This window comes from Actinomadura sp. 6N118 (genome assembly GCF_044326415.1).
GTDB lineage: Bacteria > Actinomycetota > Actinomycetes > Streptosporangiales > Streptosporangiaceae > Spirillospora.
On record NZ_JBIRAZ010000046.1, the window covers coordinates 23478 to 40999 of the forward strand.

Here is a 17522-nt window from a genome sequence, read left to right on the forward strand (position 1 = left end):
AATCGCCTGAGTCAGCGGAAGTCCGCCGCATGATCGCGGGCCCACTCGGCGTAGGTGCGGGCGGGGCGCCCGAGGACCCGCTCAACGTCGGGCCACGGCTTGTCCAGCGCCGACCAGTCCTGGTCCGAGTAGCCGCCCTCCCCTGACGCCTCCTCGCCGCCGTAGTCGGCGAAGCCGAGCATGAGGTCGGCGGCCTCGGCGGCGAAGCCGCCCTGGGTTTTCATCAGCTCCCGGGCCTGTTCACGCGTGACCTCCTCGTACCGGACCTCCTCCTCCAGTGCGGCGCCGATGGCCCGCACCTGCTCGCGGGTCGTGATCGTCGCCGGTCCGGTGAGGGTGTACGCGGCGCCGTGGTGGCCGTCCTCCAGGAGAGCCGTGACCGCGACGGCCGCGATGTCGCCCTCGTGGATCAGATTCTGCGGCTCGTCGCCGAACGGGTAACGCACGACCCGTTCGGCACGGACGGAGGGCGCCCAGATCTGCAACATGTTGGCCATGAAGCCGCCGGGCCGCAGGTGCGTCCACTCGAGGCCCGACTCCTCGACCACCTGCTCCACCGGGTTGGTGTGCAACCCGACGGTGACGGACGCGGCGGAGAGGTCCACGATGCGCGTCACCCCCGCCCGCTTCGCCATGGCGACGACCTCGCCGGCGGTCTCCTCCACCGGGAAGAGGTAGAGGCGGTCCACTCCCTCGAACGCGCCGGCCAGGGTGTCCGGGCGGGTGAGGTCGCCCCGGACGACCTCGGCGGCCTCGGGCAGACCTGCGGAGGCGGGGTCACGGGTCAGCCCACGGACGCGTACGCCTCTCTGGAGCAGCTGGCCGACAACGTTCCGCCCGACGAATCCGGTCGCGCCGGTCACCAAGATCTTCATGGTGCCGACGTTAGGCGCCATTTAGGCCAATCTATGTCCCATATGAGCCGGGGTTGAATCGGAACTTGATTCCGTAACGTTGTTCCGGTTAGGGTCGGCGCATGGTCGTCACATACACGCTGGAGCGATCCGTCGCCACGATCGCCATGGACGACGGCAAGGTGAACGTGATGTCGCCGCGGATGCTCGCCGAGCTCGACGCGGCACTCGACCGGGCCTTGGCCGACCGGGCGGTGGTCCTGCTGACCGGGCGTGAGGGTCTCTTCTCCGCGGGTTTCGACCTTCCGACGCTGCGGGCGGGCGGAGCCGCCGCGCTGGACATGGTCCGGAGCGGGTTCGAGCTCGCCGCCCGGCTCCTGTCGTTCCCCTATCCCGTCGTCGTCGCCTGCACGGGCCACGCGATCGCCATGGGCTCGTTCCTGCTGGTCGCCGGCGACCACCGGATGGGCGCCACCGGGTCGTACCGGATCAGCGCGAACGAGGTGGCGATCGGGATCACGGTGCCGCGCGCGGCGGTGGAGCTCCTCCGGCAGCGGCTGACGCCCGCCGCCTTCAACCGCGCCGTGACGCTGGCCGAGGCCTTCGAGCCGGAGGGCGCCGTGGCAGCGGGATTCCTCGACCAGATCGTGCCTGCGACGGAGCTGGCCGAGGCCGCGCGGACGGCCGCAGTGGCGATGGCCGGCCTCGACATGGAGGCGCACGCGGCGACCAAGCTGCGAGCCCGCGAGGGTGCCCTGGCGGGCGTGCGCCAGGCGATCGACGCCGACTCCCTCACTTTCCGGGCCGGCGCCGCCCGATAGGGTCCCCGCGTGCCGAGAGCCAAGCTGCGAACGCCCGAGCTGCGAGACCGGGTCCTCCAGGCGGCGATGGCGATGCTCGCCGACGAAGGGGTGACCGCTTTCACCGCCCGCAAGGTGGCGCAGGGCGCGGGCACCTCCGTCCCCGCGGTGTACGAGCTCTTCGGCGACAAGGCCGGGCTCGTGCGCGAGATCTTCTTCGAGGGGTTCCGGCGGCTGCTGCACCGCCTGGAGGACGGCGCGCCCACCGACGACCCGCGGGCCGATCTGGAGCGGGTCGTCCAGGTCTTCCGCGGTTTCGTCCTCGACAACCCCGTGCTCGCCGAGGTGATGTTCGCCCGCCCGTTCGCCGAGTTCGATCCGGGGGCCGAGGACCTCCAGGCCGCCGCCGCGGTCCGCGAGTTCTTCGTCGGCGGCGTGCGTCGCTGCGTCGCGGCGGGCCAGATGAGCGGCGACCCCACCGACGCGGCCCACGTTCTCCTCGCGCTCGCCCAGGGCATGGCCGCGCAGGAGACCGCGGGCTGGCTCGGCACCTCCCAGGCGTCGGTGGACCGCCGCTGGGGCCTGGCGGTCCACGCAATGATCGACGGCTTTGCACCGGAGTCTGCGGACCCCTCAGGCTGACGCGGGACCGGCCAGGCCGTGCAGGAGCAGGTCGGTCAGCGTGTCCACGATCTCGTCCTCGGTGGCCTCCGGGCCGTGCTCGCCGGCGGTGAGGACGGCATAGCCGAACATCGACATCATCGCCCCCATCGCGGCCGCGACCAGGGTGGGATCGCCCGGCAGGGGATTCCCGCGTTCCCGTAGGAATTCCAGATGGTCGCGGAAGGTCTCGGTCTCCGCGGCCAGGCTCCGCCACGCGAGCCCGGAGGCCGGCCTCGCCGCGATCACCGACTGCATCTGGGCCACGACCACGGGAAGGTTGTCGCGCAGCACGTTCCAGGCGATCGCCAGGTGATCGTGCAGCTGGCCCCGGTCGGTCAGGTCGTGATCACGCGGATGCCCGGCCGACTCGATCTCGGCGTCCGCTTGCCCTTCCATGTCGGCCATCAGTGCCTTGAGCAGTTCCTCCTTACTCGTGAAGTGGTCGTAGAACGAGCCGGTGGCCCGCCCGGCCGCGGCCGTGATGTCGGTGATCTTGGTGTTGAGGTAGCCGCGTTCCATGAACAGGCGGCGGGCGGCGTCCTTCAGCGCGGCCTGGGTCTCGGCCGCCTTCGCCTTGCGCACTCCCCCTTGACGTTCACTCACGGACGACATCATACTGAGCTTAAATTCACCGAATATAGATTCAGTGAATCATTATTCAGGAGATGAACATGCAGGTCATCGTGGTGGGCAGCGGAGTGGCGGGCACAACGAGCGCGCTCGCACTTCGGCGCACGGGAGCCGAGGTGACGGTGTACGAGGCGTACGCCGACCCGGCCGGCACGGTCGGCTCGTTCCTGAGCCTGGCGACCAACGGGCTCAAGGCGCTGGACGCGCTCGGCTGCCTGGAGGCGGTCCAGGCAGCCGGTTTCGAGGTGGAGCGGCAGCGGCTGTGGGCCGACTCGGGCCGCCTGCTGGGCGACACGCCGCGCGGTCGCCTGTCAGACGAGCCGCTGCGGAGCATCAGCCTGATGCGCGGGCACCTCGTCGAGACGCTGCGCGACAAGGCCGTCGAGTCGGGTGCCCACATCGTCACCGGTGAACGGCTCGTGGGCGCGACCCGTGTCGGCGCGAAGGTCCGCGCCGAGTTCGAGAGCGGGCGGACGGCGGAGGCCGACCTGCTCGTGGGGGCCGACGGGATCTGGTCCGCGACACGCCGCATCCTCGACACCGGAGCGCCCGAGCCGGTGTACGCGGGCCTCTACACCGTCTCCGGCGTCACGCGCGGCGTGGACGCCGGCACGTTCAGCCAACCGGGCACGTTCAACATGGTGTTCGGCCGGAACGGGGCGTTCGCCTACATCCCCGTCCCGGGCGGCGACGTCTGGTGGGCGGCGCAGGTCTCAGCCGCGGAGGAGCCCGACCTGGACGCGGTCGATCTGGAGTTTCTCAAGGGCGTCTACCGGCACGAAGAGGTGCCGTCGGCCCTGCTGGGCGCGGCGGCGACGATGCAGCGGCCGACGCTCATGCACGTCCTCGCCGAAGTCCCCGTCTGGCATGACGAGCGGATCGTGCTGGTGGGCGATTCCGGCCACCCGGTGGGCGCCGGTCAGGGAGCATCCATGGCCATCGAGGACGCGGTCGTGCTCGCCCGGTCGCTGGAGGACGCGCCGGACGTCCCGGCCGCCCTCGCGGCGTACGACGCGGCCCGCCGGAAGCGGATCGCCAAGCTGGTCAAGTCAGCGAGCGCCAACCGGGATGCCAAGACAGCGGGCCCGGTGGGGCGCCGCCTTCGCAACGCGGTGATGCCCGTGTTCGTCAAGCTCTTCTACGAACGCGCCACCGCGTGGCTCTTCACTCACGAAGTGGCGGCAGGCTGGCGTTCTGCGGTCTCTTCGGGGGCGTAGACGTTCCGGACGGCGCGCTTGAAGTCGGGGCAGTCGACCATGGGCTCGTGCGTGCAGGTCGCGGCGTGGCGGAGGCTGGCGCGCATCCGGACGAGCTGGTCGATCTTGTGGTCCAACTCGGCGGCCTTCCGGCCCATGCGCTCGCGCAGGATCGGCCCGTCCTCGGGTGTGGCGACCAGGAACCGGCCGATCTCCGCGATCGAGAATCCGGCGCTGCGGGCGCACGTGATCAGGCCGAGCCGTTCCAGCACGTCGGGGTGGTAGATGCGGCGCAGGCCGTTGCGGCCGCTGGACTCGATGAGGCCCTCCTTCTCGTAGTACCGGAGGGCCGACGGGGCGAGTCCGGTGCGTTCGGCGACCTCGGCGATGTCCAGCAACATGATCGTCCCCCTTGACTTGAAGCGCGCTTCAAGTCGCACTCTAGCCGTCATGAACATTCACCACCTGAACTGCGGGTCCGTCCGGGAGATCGAAGCCACCTACAGCGGGCCGCCGCCCGCGCACGCCGTGAACCACTGCCTGCTGGTCGAGACCGGCGACGGGCTGGTCCTCGTCGAGACGGGCCTGGGGCTCGACGACGTGCGGGATCCGGACGGTACCCTCGGCGCCGAGTGGGTCGAGATGGCTCAGCCCGTCCTCAGCGAGGAGGAGACGGCCGTACGCCAGATCGAGCGGCTCGGTTTCCAGGCCTCGGACGTGCGGCACATCATCGTGACCCACCTCGACGTCGACCACTGCGGCGGCCTTCCGGACTTTCCGGACGCACACGTCCATGTGCTCGCCGCCGAACTAGATGCGGCGCTGGCGGAGGCCCCCACTCGCCGCTACCGGCCCGCCCATTGGGCGCACGGCCCGAACTGGGTCACCTACAGCCCCGAGCCGGGCGACGACTGGTTCGGCTTCACCTCTGTCCAGCCGAAGGGCCTGCCGCCGGGGATCCGGCTGATCCCGCTCGGCGGGCACACCGCGGGTCACGCCGGTGTCGCCGTCCAGGACGGTGACCGCTGGCTCCTGCACTGCGGCGACGCGTACTACTACCACCGCGAGCTACAGCCGAGCCCCCACCCGCACCCGCTGATGGACCTCGTGCAGACGAACGCCGAGGTCCACCACGACCTGCGGCTCGGCACGCAGGCCCGATTGCGCGAGCTCGTGCGCGACCACGGGGACGAGGTCACGGTCTTCTCCGCCCACGACCCGTGGGAGTTCGCCCGGCTCGCCGGCTAGACCGCCCGGCTAGACCGCCCGGCTGGAGAGGTTGAGGCCGAGCGCGCGGAACTGCTCGACCGGGTGGTGGTAGCCGCGTTCGATGTGGTGCACGCCGCGCAGCGTGGACGGGCCGTTGGCGACGGCGGCGGCCAGCACCGCGGAGAACCCCGCCCGGATGTCGGGCATCGTGACGTCGCCGCCGCGCAGCTTGGAGATGCCGCGCACGACCGCCGAGTGCTTGGCGCCCGCGTCGTGGTAGCGGCAGGCGGGGCCGCCCAGGCAGGTGTCGTACACCTCGATCTCGGCGCCCATGCTCTGCAGCGCGGGCACGTACGCCAGCCGGTTCTCGTACACCGTCTCGTGCAGCACCGACATGCCGTCGGCCTGGGTGAACAACACCATCAGCGGCGTCTGCCAGTCCGTGGCGAACCCGGGATGGGTGTCGGTCTGCACGGCGGCGGGGTTCAGCAGATTCGGCGCCGACGCCATGATCCAGTCGTCGGTGATCTCGAACCGGGCCCCCATCCGCGCCAGCGTGGTGATCGGCGTGACCAGCCGGTCCTGCGGGCAGCCGTGCACCCGGACCTCGCCACCGGTGACCAGTCCCGCGACCAGATAGGAGAACGCCTCGATACGGTCGCCGGCGAGCCGGGTCTGCGCACCGCTGAGCTCGGGTACGCCCTCGACGACGATCCGGCGGTCGGGGCTGAACTCGATGCCCGCGCCCATGCGCTGCAGGAACAGCGCCAGCTCGATGATCTCCGGCTCGGTGGCGGCGTTGCGGATGACCGTCCGGCCCTCGGCCAGCACGGCGGCCAGCAGCACGGTCTCCGTCGCGCCGACGCTGGGGTAGGGCAGGTTGATCCGCGTACCGCGGAGCCGCTTGGCGCGGGCGTGGATGCCGTCCTCGGCGATCTCCACCTCGGCGCCGAACGCGCGCAGCGCGTCCACGTGGAAGTCGACCGGCCGGCGGCCGATCGGGTCGCCGCCGACCAGGGGCACGAACGCCTCGCCGGCCAGGTGCAGGAGCGGGCCGAGCATGAGGATCGGGATGCGGTTGAGCCCGGTGAACGCCTTGGCCACGCTCGGGTCGGTGACGGGTCCCGGCACGACCGTGATCTCGCCGCCGGAGCGTTCGACCGTCATGCCGATGTGCTCCAGCATCGCCGCGGTGATGCCCACCTCGCCGACGTCGGGGGCGTTGCGGATGGTGCTCGGCGCGCCGCCGAGCATCGCCGCCACCATGTGTTTGCTGACCGCGTTCTTGGCGCCACGGACGGTGACGTCCCCGCGCAGCGGTCCGGAAGGTTCGATCTGCCACAGCTTCTCGGTCACCCGTGCAGCCTATGGCCCGAACCGGTCCCTTCCGGAGTACGTCTCATTCTTGCCGACGATTTTTAGGACAGGAGACACCTATGGAGTGTGCGCTGCCCCTCGCCGACGAGTTCCTCCTGCTCGCCCTGCGGGAGAACGACGGACGCCTGCTCGTCCAGTCGTCCGTGGTCCGGGCCGGGCTGGCCGGCGCCTTCCTGGCGGAGCTGTCGCTCGCCGGCCGGATCACGCTGGCGGACGACCACGTCACCGTCAGCGACGTGAGCTCGCTCGACAACGCCGATCTGGACGCCGTGCTCGCCCGGATCGCCCGTGAGACCAAGCCCCGCAAACCCGACTGGTGGGTGAGCCGCCTGATCGACAACGAACTCGCCCAACAGCGGCTGGCACGCCTGACCGAGCGCGGCATCCTGGACGCTGAGGCGTTCCGCATCCTCGGGCTCATCCCGAGCAAGCGCTACCCCGAGCGGGACGCCGGACCCGAGCTGGAGATCCGCACCCGGCTCGCCGCCGCGCTCGACGCGGGCCACGCCGACGACCGCACCACCACGCTGCTGGCGCTGGCGCACGCGTCCGGCCTCACCAGCCGGCTGTTCGGCATCAAGGGCAAGGAGCTGCGCGAACGGGTCGAGCGCGTCACCGAACACGACTGGGCCGGGACGGCGGTGGGCCGCGTGCTCCGCGCGGCAGCCGCGCACGCCGTCCTGATCTAGCGCGCCCATCTAGGGCTGATCAGCGCTGGATCAGCGCTGATCAGCGCGGTTTGCGGGCCACCTCGGCCCATACGGTCGTGCCGCGTTCGTCGCGGCGCACCCCCCAGTGCTCGGCGACCGCGGTCACGATCATCAGGCCGCGGCCGCCCTCGTCCTCGGCCTCCGCGCGGCGTTCCCGCGGGCTTCCGCTGCCTCCGTCGGTGACCTCCACCCGGACACAGTCCTCGTCCGCGGCGACGAAGAGCCCGACCAGCTCACCCGAGCCATGGGTGACGGCGTTCGTGCCGAGCTCGCTGACCACGAGCCGGGCGTCCTCCGCGTCCACTCCCGCCGTGTCCAGAGTGCCGTCCACATACCGGCGCAGGAACTCGACCGTCGAGGGCCGCCGGTCCGCTGTGACCGTTCCCAGCACCACCATGGCCCCCATGTGGCAGTTCTACCCTGAATACTTCATGGACATGTCCCATTACGATGTGTAACAGATCCCTTGTCAGGTGATCAGTCGGGACGGGACTCAGAAGCGGTATCTGAGGACTCTCACCGACCGTGACAGCGTGCTGCTGCGCCCGGCGAGCCGCGTCCCGAGCCGGATGGCGGGTGGGAACAGGGCGACCTCGGGAACGTGCGCCAGGCTGGTCTCCTGGATGAGCCGCACCCGCGGGGCCCACGACTCGGGCTCGCGCGGGTCGGCGAACGGGGCCGACCGCACCAGGGCGGCGACCTTCTTCATGGCGGGGAGGTACCTGGCGAGCGCCGCGACGCTCGGGTGGTCACCGTTGAACGCCAACTCCCCCCGGTGGAAGTGCCCGGTCAGCCGGTTCACGAGGGCCTTGATCTCCTCCTGCGTCAGGAACGGCAGCAGACCGTCCGCGACGACCATGGCCGGCCGATCATCCGGGACCTGGTCCAGCCAGCGCGGGTCGGTGAGGCAGGTGCCGATCTGCTGCGCCTGCGGATGCTCCGGCAGGACCCGCCGCCGGGCGGCGGCGACCTCGGGGAAGTCGACGTCGAACCACGCCACGGACGAGGGCGGGATCACACGGAAGATGCGGGCGTCCAACCCGGCGCCCAGGTCCACGACGACCGCGTCCGGATGGGCGGTGACGAAGCCCCGTACCGCCTTGTCGAGATATCGCGTCTGGATGGCCACCCGGGTGACGAAGCCGCTGCCGATCTTCAGCCGGCTGAAGTCGAAGTCGACCTTCCGGACCGTGTCCACGGCCGTCGGATCTCCGAGGATGGGCCGCCGCGCGCGGCTGTCCAGGGCCCGCCCGGCCAGCGTCTCGTACAGTGTCGCCTGAACCGGCGTGAAACCGGTCTGGACCTTGACCTTCATACGACCAGTGATACCCTCCTCACTCACCGTGAATTCTCCATCGCAACGACAACGGCGAAGGCGATGTAACCGGCGTTCACCACGATCCGGGCGGCAGCGCCCGCCGGGCGGTCGAGGATCCACGGTTTGGCGGCGTCCGCCCGTACCAGCGCGTCGATGTGGGACACCAGATACCCGGTGATCAGCGCGGCGGCGGCCCATGCCGCCGGGGACCGGGTGCCTGGCAGCAGGACGAGGACCCCGATGATCACCTCCGCGGCCCCGCTCAACGCCACCAGATACCTGGGATACGGCGTCCACGCCGGCACCAGCCTCAAGTAATAGCGGGGGACCAGCCAGTGGGTGGAGCCGACCACGAGGAGGAAGAACCCGAGGACATACGCAGCGATAGATTCCATGACGTGAGCATGGAAACGACTGGGACACTGCGTATTGAACGTTTTGCCACCGTTTTCGGGGAAGACCACGCTGCCCAGGTGACGAGGCACGCACATCCCGCCTGGAAGATCGTGCTCTGCGACGGCGGCGCCACCACGGCCCAGGAGGACGGGAGGCGGGCCGTCAGCGCTCCGGGTCTGGTCATCCCGCCGCAGCACGCGCACACGTGCTCGACCACGACCGGCTACCTCGCGGTCTTCGTGGATCTCTGGAGGACCGGCCCGGGCAGAGGCGAGAGGGTACGGCAGCTCGATGAACGGTCAGTACGCCGGTTGCTCGACCTCGCGGACGCGGACGGCCTTCGTGAGGCCCTCGATCCGCTTCTGGGATCACCGCCCGCACTCGATCCGCGTCTCGCGTACGTGCTCGAGCGGCTCGACCGGCCCTCGATCATGACGCTCGCCGACGACGTCGGATTGTCGCCGTCCGGACTGCGCGGCCTCGTGCACGGCGCGGTGGGGATCCCGCTCGTCCGTCTCCGCCAGTGGCACCGGCTCCGGCACGCGGTGGCCCAGCTCGGCACCGTCTCCCCCGCGATGGCGGCGAACGCGGGCCACTTCGCTGACCAGGCCCATTTCACCCGGCTCGCACGCCGTCTCCTGGGCCGTACGCCAGGATCTCTGCGAGGTTGAGGCCGGATGAGACTGCTGACGTTCAACACGCTCTTCCGCGGGTCCGCACGGTCGCGTCTGCGTGGCCTGGCCGACCAGCTTGAACGAGACGACTACGACATCGTCTGCCTGCAGGAGTTCGCCTACCGCCCAAACCTGCCGCTCGTGCGCCGGTGTCTCCCGCACTGCGCCGCGAACGGAGTCTTCATGCTCAAGGGCGGACTGGTGATGTTGTCGCGATGGCCGATCGAGCGCCTCCAGTTCACGCCGTACTCCATGGCGGGACCGCCCCGTCCGGAGTTTCTCATGCGCAAAGGTGTGCAGGTGGCACGCGTCCGTGCGCCCGGCGGGGATCTGGCCGTCGTCAACACGCACCTGACCTACAACCGGGACGGCGACTGGTCCCCAGGCAGCCGTTACAGGCCGGTGCTGGAAGGGGAACTGCATCGGCTCGGCGGCATCATCGCCGGCATCCCGAAGGACTTTCCCGTAGTCGCGGCAGGCGATTTCAACGTGCATCGCGAATCGCCGCTGCTGAAGGAGTTCGCGGCCAGGTCGGGGATGCGTGACCTCCTGGAGAACGACACGCGGCCGACGTTCCGGCCAGAGCCGGGGAGCACGCCCTTTCCCCCGATCGACCATGTCTTCGTACGCGGGTTCACGGGCAGCGCCGAGCTCGTGTTCCAGGATCGTGTAAGGCTGCCCGACGGCCGCTGCGACTACCTGTCCGACCACTACGGAGTCGCGGCCGAACTCCACGCCGAACGAGCCGGGCGAGCCGGGTGTTAGGGGCGGATGGCGGCGGCGAGGGCGTGCGAGAGGTCGGCGGTCACCGGATCGGCGCCGCCTACCGAGCTGGGCGTGTCGGTCGTGTAGCCGAACGCGAGCCCGAGACCGGGATCGGCGTAGGCCAGGGCGCCGTTGGCGCCCGAGTGGCCGAACGACCCAGGCCCAGCGGTGGGAGCGGCCAGCTCGAAGAGCATGGAGTACGTGGTCGCAAACGGCAGCACCAGGTCAGCGCCGGAGACCTGGACCTCGGCGACCGCCGCCCGGGTCTCCGGGGTGAGCAGCGGCGGGCGGCCGTCGACCTCCTGGGTGGCGACGGCGTAGAGCCTGGCCAGGCCGCGGGCGCTCCCGAAGCCGCCGATGGACGCCACCCCGGCGGCGCGGAACGACCGCAGGCCGGGCAGGTTGCTGCCTCCTTCGAAGTCCACGCCGATGTTCATCGCCTGGCGGAAGAACGGCGGCATGTCGAACGGCGGCGGGCCGTCTCCCCCGATGTCGATGGGCAGGCTCGGCACGACCCGCGGCTCCTCACGCTCCGGCAGCCCGATGAAGAAGTCCACGCCGTACGGCTCGGCGATCTCCCGCCGGAAGAACTCGCCGACCGGCTGCCCGGTCACGCGCAGGAACAGCTCGCTGACCAGCGTGCCGATCGTGAGCGCGTGATAGCCGTGGCCCGTCCCCGGCTCCCAGAACGGCCGCTGCGCCGCGAGGCGTTCGGCCAGCCGTGTGTGCCCGGTGAACTCGTCGAACGTGAACCCGCCGTCCACGTTCACCAGCCCGGCCTGGTGGGACGCCAGCCCGCGCACCGTGATCGCATCCTTGCCCGCGGCGGCGAACTCGGGCCAGTAGTCGGCGACCGGCGCGTCGGGATCGAGGAGCCCGCGCTGGATCAGCAGGGCGAGCGCGATGCCGGCCGCGCCCTTGGTGGCCGAGTAGACACCCTGGATGCTGTCGGCCCGGTAGGCGGGACCGGTCCACAGATCGACGACGGGCTCGCCGTCGACGTACGCCGCGAGCGCCGCGTTCACCTGCGGCCGCGTCGCCGCGATCTCCGCGAAGAGCTCACGCACGGCCTCGAAACCCGGCCGCACGATCTCTGCCGGGCCCGTCTCACTGCCCGTCTCACTGCTCATCCCCATGCCCGCATTCTCTCAGCCCCCACCCAGCCGTCCTGTCCAACGGACAAGCTGCGCTTGGCGCTCCCTCGCCGCCTCCGTCACGCACGACGGTAGGACCTCGACTCAGGTGGAGGTCAACCCGCGAGAGGGCAGTGTGTCCCCCGGTAAATGGTCGGCATGCAGCGGTTGCAGTGGATGCACGCCGAGGCGGTGGAGGTGTCTCGCCGGATTCGTTCAATGAGATCGGGCTCCATGAGCAGCGCGCGGCCCATGGCCACGAACTCGAAGCCCTCCTCCATGGCCCGCGTCATCCCGGCGTGATCGGTGACCCCGCCGAGCAGGATCAGCGGCATACGGAGGGCCGTTCTGAACTCGCGCGCCAGCGGCAACAGATAGAGCGGCGTGTACGGGTATTCGCGCAGGAAGAAACGGCCGAACAGCCGGAGCCCTGAACGCAGTGGTTGCGGGAAGGCGGCCGCGAACTCCTTGACCGGCGCCCTTCCATGGAAGAGGTACATCGGGTTGAGCAGGGAACTCCCCGCCGTCAGCTCGATGGCGTCCAGGTGCCCGTCCGCCTCCAGCATCTGGGCGAACCGCAGGCTCTCGTCCGGCCGGAGGCCGCCGCGGACTCCGTCGTCCATGTTGAGTTTCGCCGTGACCGCGATGCGCGTGCCCACCTTGGCCCGCACCGCTTCGGCCACCTGACGGCCGAGGCGCGCCCTGTTGTCCAGCGTCCCGCCCCAGCCGTCGCCGCGCCGGTTGAGGCGCGGGCTCAGGAAGGAACTGATCAGGTAGTTGTGCCCGAAATGCAGCTCGACGGCGTCGAACCCGGCCTCCGCGGCGAGCACGGCGGCGTCGGCGTGTGCGGCGGTGACGCGGTCGATGTCATCGGCACTCGCGGCCTGGATGAAGCGCCCGGTCAGCGGGCTCAGCCGCCGGGAGGCGCTCAGCGCGGGCGCCCGGTTGGAACGGGCGTCGGCGACCGGTCCCGCGTGGCCGAGCTGAGCCGACACCGCGGCGCCCTCGGCGTGGACGGCCTCGGCGAGCCGGATCAGGCCGGGCACCGCCTCGCGGCTCATGTGGATCTGCCGCCGCTCCGTCCGCCCCTCTGGTGCCACGGCGCAGTAGGCCACGGTCGTCATCGCGGCGCCACCGGCCGCGATGCCGCGATGGAATCTGATCAGCTCGTCGGTGACCGCCCCGCGCGGAGTCCTCCCCTCGAACGTCGCGGCCTTGATGACGCGGTTGCGAAGAGTGAGAGGTCCGAGGCGGGCCGGTTCGAAGACCTTGGTCATGCGCCGTTACCTTCCGCGCGGGGATGGGGCGCGGCGAGTCCCGCCGCGACGAACGCGGTGACCACCTCCGGAGAAGGCGGTGCGGGCCGTTCACCCGGCTCTGCCAGGGGCGCGCCGTAGGTGACCAGGACCAGGTCCCGCGCCAGCCGCCAGCGTTCCGCCGCCACGCCGGCGGGCAGCTCGGGCCGAGCCCGGCGGATCATTGCGATCCAGGGTCCGGGAGCCGACCAGGGTGACTGCCAGGGCAGCGCGGCGTCCGTCAGGACGAGCCGGGCCAGCAGCGCCAGGGCCCAGCGTTCGTCCTCGTCGGTGGCGAGCCGCGCCATCGGCTCGACCAGGAACGCGGCGAGATCGCTGATGTCCGGCGGCGTGCCCGCCCCGGCGAGCTTGTCCAGGTCGGCCAGCCGGCCGTCCCAGACCGGCCTCAGGCGCCGTTCGAGCAACGCGGTGACCAGCGCATGCTTCGACCCGAAGTGATAGTGGACGGCGGCGGGGTTCATCCCCGCCGCCCTGTTGACCGCGCGGACCGAAAGACTCTCGTATCCCCGATCGCGCAAGAGGCTTTCGGCAGCGTCCAGCAGGCGGCGGCGGACATGCTCCTCAGGCGGCACCCGCCCAGTGAAACACCGGGTCACCTACGCGTCAATCACTGATTGAATCAGCGATGGACGGTCTTCGCCGAGGAGCGATGACTTTGCGGGCGGACGAGAGTCTCCCCTGTATGAGCGATATCCAGAAGCAGGTACAGCAGACCCTCGACCGCCTCGTGGAGTCGGGCGCGGAACGCGGCCTCCAGGTCTCCGTGTACCGCCATGGCGAGCCGGTGGTCGAGGCGGTCGCGGGCGTGGCGGACGCCGCGACCGGACGTTCCGTCACCCCGGGCACCGTCTTCTACAACTTCTCGATCGGCAAGGCCGCGACGTCAGCCGTCGTGCACGTGCTCGCCGAACGCGGTGTTCTCGACTACGGCATGCCTGTCGTCGAGGTGTGGCCGGAGTTCGGTGCCCATGGCAAGGACAAGGTGACAGTGCGACACGTGCTGGACCACTCGGCGGGTGTCCCCGGCATCCCGCTGGACACGTCCGTCGAAGACGTCTGCGACTGGGACAAGATGTGCGCGGCCGTCGCCGACGCCGAACTGTGGTGGGAGCCGGGGACGAAGACGGGCTACCACGCCTACACCTTCGGCTATATCGCGGGCGAGGTCGTGCGGCGGGCGACTGGGAAGCCCATTTCCCAAGTGCTGCGGGAGGACAACGCCGTGCCCCTGGGCGTGGACGGCGAGCTCTACTTCGGCATGCCCGAGTCCGAGCACGGCAGGCTCGCCACGTTGGAGGACGCGGCAGGCGATGACGGCGCAGGCGAGGAGTGGCCGGAGATGCCTGCCGACTCCCCCATGTTCCGGGCCGGGCCGATGGAGCTCTTCCCGACCGCCGAGTTCGGCAACCGCACGGACGTCCTGGTCGCGGACATCCCGGCGGGCGGCAAGACCTCAGCCCGTGCCACCGCCCGCATGCTGGCGGCAATGATGGGCGAGGTCGACGACGTCCGCCTGATCTCGCCGGAACGCCTGGAGGAGGTGACCACGGTGTCGATCAGCGGCACCGACGAGGTCTTCGGCAACCCGGCCACGTGGGGGCTCGGATACGCCCTCGGCCTGCCGGTCGACTCGTCGCTCGACTCCCCCACGGCCTTCGGGATGGGCGGTGCCGGCGGGAGCTTCGGCTTCGGAGACCCTTCGACCGGCGTCGCGTTCGCCCTGACCAAGAACACCGTCAGCGGCGACTTCGCCACCTCGGCCGAGCTCGTCACCCTCGTCAGGAAGGCGTTCTGAGCAGTCAGGCAAAGCCGGCACGGTCCGGCATAATCGGCGGCGATGACCACGCACGCCGATCCGGACGGCCGCCTCGCGGCGTTCGGCACCCAGCTGATCGAAGTCCACCTGTGGCTCCGCGAGGAGCTCGCCCGTCTCCAGGACAACGTCGATGCCTTCCTCGACGGAACGGGCGAGCGCCCGCGCGAGCTGCGGGCGCACTGTCTGACGTTCTGCTCCGCGCTGGAGCGTCACCACACCGGCGAGGACGCGGGGGCCTTCCCCGCCCTCGCCGAGCAGTTCCCCGAGCTGCGTCCCGTGATCGAACAGCTGGAGCAGGACCATCAGCTGGTGGACGGGATCCTCCGCAAGATCGAGGCTCTCGTCGGCGGTCTCAGCGAACCGGCGGAGCTGGGCGAGGATGAGGCGGCGAAGGTGCGCGGCGAGCTCGACGGCCTCGCCGCCATCATGGAGTCGCACTTCACGTTCGAGGAGCGGCGCATCGTCACCGCCCTCAACGAGCTGAAGGTTCCAAGCTGGACGGAGTCACGACCCGACTTCCTGCGCAGCACCTAGCGGCTCACGCTGTCGCGGCGCGTGCCTGTACTGACCTGGCGCGGCGCCGAACTCGCGTTTGAACGCCCTGGCGAAGGCGAACTCCGAGGTGTAGCCGGTGCGGACGGCGACGGCGCGGAGCGGCAGGTCGGTGTCGCGCAGGAGGCGCGCGGCCATCGTCATGCGCCACCAGGTGAGGTAGGCCAGCGGTGGCGATCCGACCAGCTCGGTGAACCGCCGCGCGAAGGCCGCCCGGGACAGGCCCGCGTGACCGGCCAGCGACTGGACCGTCCAGAGGCGCTCGGGTTCCTCGTGGATGCCGCGCAGGGCGGCTGCGACCGCCGGGTCCCGGAGCGCAGCGGCCCAGCCGGTCGCCGTGTCACCGGGCCGGCCGTCGTACCAGGCCCGAACGAGATACAGCAGGAGCAGATCGAGCAAGGCGGGCAACGCGGCATCGCCGCCGAGCGGGGTGTCGCGGTCCAACTCCTGTCCGAGCAGCTCGATCGCGCCCTGGAGCGACGGGTGACGGCCGACGCGCGCCGGGAGATGCACGACCTCCGGGAGCTCGGCGAACAGCGGGTGGGCTCTGGCCTGGTCGAGGCCGTACGCACCGCAGAGCATCTGCGTGACGCCGGCATCCTCAGGGCATGCGATGCCATGGCCCAGCTCGCGCGGCATGAACGCCACGTCTCCCACGCCCAGGAGGATCGGCTCGCCCACAGCGGGGATCAGCCGGCAGGAGCCCTGAAGGATCACATGGAACCCGGCTCCCTGCTGAGGCTCGAAGTGGATCTCCCAAGGAGACTCCAGGACCGTACGTGAGGAATGCGGCCGGCCGAGCCGCATCGCCCCGATCGCGTCACTGAGCACGTCCATGCATCGAGCGTATAGGCATATCCACCTTCATGAGACGAACGGATATGGCTCCTGGATCCTGGAGCATAGGGAGTCTCGTCGACTCTCCCTAGCGTGGTTCCCATGAAGATCGCTGTATATGGAGCAAGCGGATTCACCGGAGGGCTTGCCGCCCATGAACTGCACCGCCGTGGTGTCACGACCGTGGTCGTGGGCCGCAACGAGGAACGCCTTCGCCGGGTGGCCGCGGAGGTCGAGGCGGACGATGTCCGGGTCGCGGGACTGGAGGACGTGAACACCCTCGCCGCGGCATTCAAGGACTGCGATGCGGTCGTCAACGGCGCCGGGCCGTTCACCCTCTGGGGCGAGCCTGTCGTCCGGGCCGCGATAGCCGCCGGCGCCCACTACGTCGACACCGCCGGAGAGCAACGCTACGTCCACCACATCCTCACCACCTTCCGCGAGGAGAGCGGAATCACCATCGTCCCCGCCATGGCCGACGACGGAGCCCCCGGCGACCTGATCGCCCGTCTCACCGCCGAACGCCTGGAGGCTTCCCCCGCGGACCTGCTCATCGCGGACCTCCGCGGCCCAGGTGCCGCCTCCAGAGGCACGGCCCGGTCAATGGCTGCGGTCGCCACCCAGGTACCGCTCGAATTCGCCGACGGCGACTGGCATCCGGTGAACGCGGGCGCCCGATCGACGATCCAGGTTCCCGGAGAGGAGGCCGAGGTCGCCGTGCGGAACTTCGCCTTGCCCGGCGTGGCCTTGGCACCCCGGCACATCCAGGCGGCACGCGTGCGCAGTGCAATCCGTGAGGAAGTCGCCGAGCTCTTCCTGTCTCTGGGCGCCGACGTGATCGAGAGTGTGCCAGAGGTTCCGGATGCGGAGGAACGAGCCATGGGCAGATGGTTCATGCTCGCCGAGGCCACCGATGCGCAGGGTGGTCAAGCACAAGGCTGGGTGACAGGCCTCGACGCCTACCGCCTCACCGCCGTGATCGCCGTCGAAGGCGCCCGGCGTCTGGCCGAAGGAGGCGCTCCGCGCGGAGCCCGGACACCCGCAGAGGCCTTCGATCCGGCCGACTTCCTGAACTTCCTGGAACCCTTCGGAGTCACCTGGCAGGTGAAATGAGAAAGGCCCCGCCGTGAGGCGGGGCCTTTCTACCTGTATGTGTCCGGCGGTGTCCTACTCTCCCACACAGTCTCCCGTGCAGTACCATCGGCGCTGAAGGGCTTAACTTCCGGGTTCGGGATGGGACCGGGTGTTTCCCCTTCGCCATAACCACCGAACGACC

21 protein-coding genes and 1 rRNA gene are annotated in these 17522 nt (G+C 70.3%); 10 read left to right on the plus strand and 12 right to left on the minus strand.

Translation table 11 applies throughout. The annotated features are described in order from the left end of the window. Nucleotides 1–11: 11 nt before the first annotated feature. Nucleotides 12–875, minus strand: coding sequence for an SDR family oxidoreductase (locus ACH34W_RS53795; RefSeq protein WP_395969059.1), 864 nt, complete (start codon nt 873–875; stop codon nt 12–14). Between the two features lie 101 nt (nt 876–976). On the opposite strand from ACH34W_RS53795, the gene ACH34W_RS53800 reads away from it, so the two are divergent. Then, entirely contained in the window at nt 977–1675 is a 699-nt protein-coding gene (locus ACH34W_RS53800) for a crotonase/enoyl-CoA hydratase family protein (protein ID WP_395969060.1), read from the plus strand. Nucleotides 1676–1684: 9 nt separating this feature from the next. Next, nucleotides 1685–2296, plus strand: coding sequence for a TetR/AcrR family transcriptional regulator (locus ACH34W_RS53805; protein WP_395969061.1), 612 nt, complete (start codon nt 1685–1687; stop codon nt 2294–2296). On the opposite strand, the gene ACH34W_RS53810 is transcribed toward ACH34W_RS53805, so the two are convergent. Further along, nucleotides 2288–2920 carry a TetR/AcrR family transcriptional regulator gene (locus tag ACH34W_RS53810; protein ID WP_395969062.1) on the minus strand — a complete coding sequence of 211 codons (633 nt, stop codon included), beginning with the start codon at nt 2918–2920 and terminating at the stop codon, nt 2288–2290. The genes ACH34W_RS53805 and ACH34W_RS53810 overlap by 9 nt on opposite strands. A gap of 62 nt (nt 2921–2982) precedes the next feature. Between ACH34W_RS53810 and ACH34W_RS53815 the strand changes: the two genes are divergently transcribed. Next, the gene (locus ACH34W_RS53815) at nt 2983–4164 is read left to right on the plus strand and encodes an FAD-dependent oxidoreductase (RefSeq protein WP_395969063.1); all 1182 of its coding nucleotides are present in this window, start codon (nt 2983–2985) and stop codon (nt 4162–4164) included. On the opposite strand, the gene ACH34W_RS53820 is transcribed toward ACH34W_RS53815, so the two are convergent. Further along, a complete protein-coding gene (locus ACH34W_RS53820) occupies nt 4116–4544 on the minus strand; it encodes a MerR family transcriptional regulator (protein ID WP_395969064.1) in 429 nt (142 codons plus the stop codon). The two genes, ACH34W_RS53815 and ACH34W_RS53820, sit on opposite strands and share 49 nt — an antisense overlap. Before the next feature lie 49 nt (nt 4545–4593). On the opposite strand from ACH34W_RS53820, the gene ACH34W_RS53825 reads away from it, so the two are divergent. Continuing rightward, nucleotides 4594–5391, plus strand: coding sequence for an MBL fold metallo-hydrolase (locus ACH34W_RS53825; RefSeq protein WP_395969065.1), 798 nt, complete (start codon nt 4594–4596; stop codon nt 5389–5391). A 9-nt stretch (nt 5392–5400) separates the two neighbouring features. Here the strand turns inward: ACH34W_RS53825 and murA are convergent, their stop codons facing one another. After that, a complete protein-coding gene (gene murA, locus ACH34W_RS53830) occupies nt 5401–6708 on the minus strand; it encodes a UDP-N-acetylglucosamine 1-carboxyvinyltransferase (protein WP_395969066.1) in 1308 nt (435 codons plus the stop codon). A gap of 80 nt (nt 6709–6788) precedes the next feature. Here murA and ACH34W_RS53835 point away from each other — a divergent pair, with 80 nt between their 5' ends. Next, a complete protein-coding gene (locus ACH34W_RS53835; RefSeq protein ID WP_395969067.1) occupies nt 6789–7418 on the plus strand; it encodes a GPP34 family phosphoprotein in 630 nt (209 codons plus the stop codon). Nucleotides 7419–7458: 40 nt separating this feature from the next. Here the strand turns inward: ACH34W_RS53835 and ACH34W_RS53840 are convergent, their stop codons facing one another. The 3 genes from ACH34W_RS53840 to ACH34W_RS53850 form a co-directional block, all read right to left on the minus strand. Next, the gene (locus ACH34W_RS53840) at nt 7459–7845 is read right to left on the minus strand and encodes an ATP-binding protein (RefSeq protein ID WP_395969068.1); all 387 of its coding nucleotides are present in this window, start codon (nt 7843–7845) and stop codon (nt 7459–7461) included. An 87-nt stretch (nt 7846–7932) separates the two neighbouring features. Then, nucleotides 7933–8781, minus strand: a complete 849-nt coding sequence (locus ACH34W_RS53845; protein ID WP_395969069.1) for a class I SAM-dependent methyltransferase — start codon at nt 8779–8781, stop codon at nt 7933–7935. Beyond that, a complete protein-coding gene (locus ACH34W_RS53850; RefSeq protein WP_395969070.1) occupies nt 8778–9152 on the minus strand; it encodes a hypothetical protein in 375 nt (124 codons plus the stop codon). The genes ACH34W_RS53845 and ACH34W_RS53850 overlap by 4 nt, the downstream gene beginning before the upstream one ends. A 78-nt stretch (nt 9153–9230) precedes the next feature. Between ACH34W_RS53850 and ACH34W_RS53855 the strand changes: the two genes are divergently transcribed. Further along, on the plus strand, nt 9231–9824 hold the full coding sequence (locus ACH34W_RS53855) for a helix-turn-helix domain-containing protein (protein WP_395969071.1): 594 nt from the start codon (nt 9231–9233) through the stop codon (nt 9822–9824). A 6-nt stretch (nt 9825–9830) separates the two neighbouring features. Then, the gene (locus tag ACH34W_RS53860; protein WP_395969072.1) at nt 9831–10592 is read left to right on the plus strand and encodes an endonuclease/exonuclease/phosphatase family protein; all 762 of its coding nucleotides are present in this window, start codon (nt 9831–9833) and stop codon (nt 10590–10592) included. Here ACH34W_RS53860 and ACH34W_RS53865 read toward each other — a convergent pair. The 3 genes from ACH34W_RS53865 to ACH34W_RS53875 all read right to left on the minus strand — a co-directional run bounded on the left by ACH34W_RS53865 (nt 10589) and on the right by ACH34W_RS53875 (nt 13613). Further along, complete coding sequence (locus ACH34W_RS53865; protein ID WP_395969073.1) at nt 10589–11728, minus strand: serine hydrolase domain-containing protein; 1140 nt, start codon at nt 11726–11728, stop codon at nt 10589–10591. The genes ACH34W_RS53860 and ACH34W_RS53865 overlap by 4 nt on opposite strands. 113 nt (nt 11729–11841) lie before the next feature. Beyond that, nucleotides 11842–13002, minus strand: a complete 1161-nt coding sequence (locus tag ACH34W_RS53870; RefSeq protein WP_395969074.1) for an NADH:flavin oxidoreductase — start codon at nt 13000–13002, stop codon at nt 11842–11844. Next, nucleotides 12999–13613, minus strand: coding sequence for a TetR/AcrR family transcriptional regulator (locus ACH34W_RS53875; protein ID WP_395969075.1), 615 nt, complete (start codon nt 13611–13613; stop codon nt 12999–13001). Before ACH34W_RS53875 ends, ACH34W_RS53870 begins: the two co-directional genes overlap by 4 nt. A gap of 110 nt (nt 13614–13723) precedes the next feature. Here ACH34W_RS53875 and ACH34W_RS53880 point away from each other — a divergent pair, with 110 nt between their 5' ends. Together ACH34W_RS53880 and ACH34W_RS53885 are read left to right on the plus strand one after the other, a co-directional pair. Beyond that, nucleotides 13724–14836 carry a serine hydrolase domain-containing protein gene (locus tag ACH34W_RS53880; RefSeq protein WP_395969076.1) on the plus strand — a complete coding sequence of 371 codons (1113 nt, stop codon included), beginning with the start codon at nt 13724–13726 and terminating at the stop codon, nt 14834–14836. A 42-nt stretch (nt 14837–14878) separates the two neighbouring features. Next, a complete protein-coding gene (locus ACH34W_RS53885; protein WP_395969077.1) occupies nt 14879–15391 on the plus strand; it encodes a hemerythrin domain-containing protein in 513 nt (170 codons plus the stop codon). On the opposite strand, the gene ACH34W_RS53890 is transcribed toward ACH34W_RS53885, so the two are convergent. After that, the gene (locus ACH34W_RS53890; protein WP_395969078.1) at nt 15362–16246 is read right to left on the minus strand and encodes an AraC family transcriptional regulator; all 885 of its coding nucleotides are present in this window, start codon (nt 16244–16246) and stop codon (nt 15362–15364) included. The two genes, ACH34W_RS53885 and ACH34W_RS53890, sit on opposite strands and share 30 nt — an antisense overlap. Nucleotides 16247–16348: 102 nt before the next feature. Here ACH34W_RS53890 and ACH34W_RS53895 point away from each other — a divergent pair, with 102 nt between their 5' ends. Next, nucleotides 16349–17359 carry a saccharopine dehydrogenase family protein gene (locus tag ACH34W_RS53895; RefSeq protein WP_395969079.1) on the plus strand — a complete coding sequence of 337 codons (1011 nt, stop codon included), beginning with the start codon at nt 16349–16351 and terminating at the stop codon, nt 17357–17359. A 41-nt stretch (nt 17360–17400) separates the two neighbouring features. Here the strand turns inward: ACH34W_RS53895 and rrf are convergent. Beyond that, nucleotides 17401–17517, minus strand: a 5S ribosomal RNA gene (rrf, locus tag ACH34W_RS53900). Nucleotides 17518–17522: the final 5 nt, after the last annotated feature.

Bases quoted from the DNA above. Each gene is read 5' to 3' on its own strand.
- ACH34W_RS53825 (WP_395969065.1), top strand. From the start codon at position 4,594: ATGAACATTCACCACCTGAACTGCGGGTCCGTCCGGGAGATCGAAGCC.
- ACH34W_RS53795 (WP_395969059.1), bottom strand. From the start codon at position 875: ATGAAGATCTTGGTGACCGGCGCGACCGGATTCGTCGGGCGGAACGTT.
- ACH34W_RS53890 (WP_395969078.1), bottom strand. From the start codon at position 16,246: ATGGACGTGCTCAGTGACGCGATCGGGGCGATGCGGCTCGGCCGGCCG.
- ACH34W_RS53815 (WP_395969063.1), top strand. From the start codon at position 2,983: ATGAACATGCAGGTCATCGTGGTGGGCAGCGGAGTGGCGGGCACAACG.
- ACH34W_RS53820 (WP_395969064.1), bottom strand. From the start codon at position 4,544: ATGTTGCTGGACATCGCCGAGGTCGCCGAACGCACCGGACTCGCCCCG.
- ACH34W_RS53870 (WP_395969074.1), bottom strand. From the start codon at position 13,002: ATGACCAAGGTCTTCGAACCGGCCCGCCTCGGACCTCTCACTCTTCGC.
- ACH34W_RS53800 (WP_395969060.1), top strand. From the start codon at position 977: ATGGTCGTCACATACACGCTGGAGCGATCCGTCGCCACGATCGCCATG.
- ACH34W_RS53880 (WP_395969076.1), top strand. From the start codon at position 13,724: ATGAGCGATATCCAGAAGCAGGTACAGCAGACCCTCGACCGCCTCGTG.
- ACH34W_RS53850 (WP_395969070.1), bottom strand. From the start codon at position 9,152: ATGGAATCTATCGCTGCGTATGTCCTCGGGTTCTTCCTCCTCGTGGTC.
- ACH34W_RS53840 (WP_395969068.1), bottom strand. From the start codon at position 7,845: ATGGGGGCCATGGTGGTGCTGGGAACGGTCACAGCGGACCGGCGGCCC.
- ACH34W_RS53860 (WP_395969072.1), top strand. From the start codon at position 9,831: ATGAGACTGCTGACGTTCAACACGCTCTTCCGCGGGTCCGCACGGTCG.
- ACH34W_RS53885 (WP_395969077.1), top strand. From the start codon at position 14,879: ATGACCACGCACGCCGATCCGGACGGCCGCCTCGCGGCGTTCGGCACC.
- ACH34W_RS53895 (WP_395969079.1), top strand. From the start codon at position 16,349: ATGAAGATCGCTGTATATGGAGCAAGCGGATTCACCGGAGGGCTTGCC.
- ACH34W_RS53865 (WP_395969073.1), bottom strand. From the start codon at position 11,728: ATGGGGATGAGCAGTGAGACGGGCAGTGAGACGGGCCCGGCAGAGATC.
- ACH34W_RS53835 (WP_395969067.1), top strand. From the start codon at position 6,789: ATGGAGTGTGCGCTGCCCCTCGCCGACGAGTTCCTCCTGCTCGCCCTG.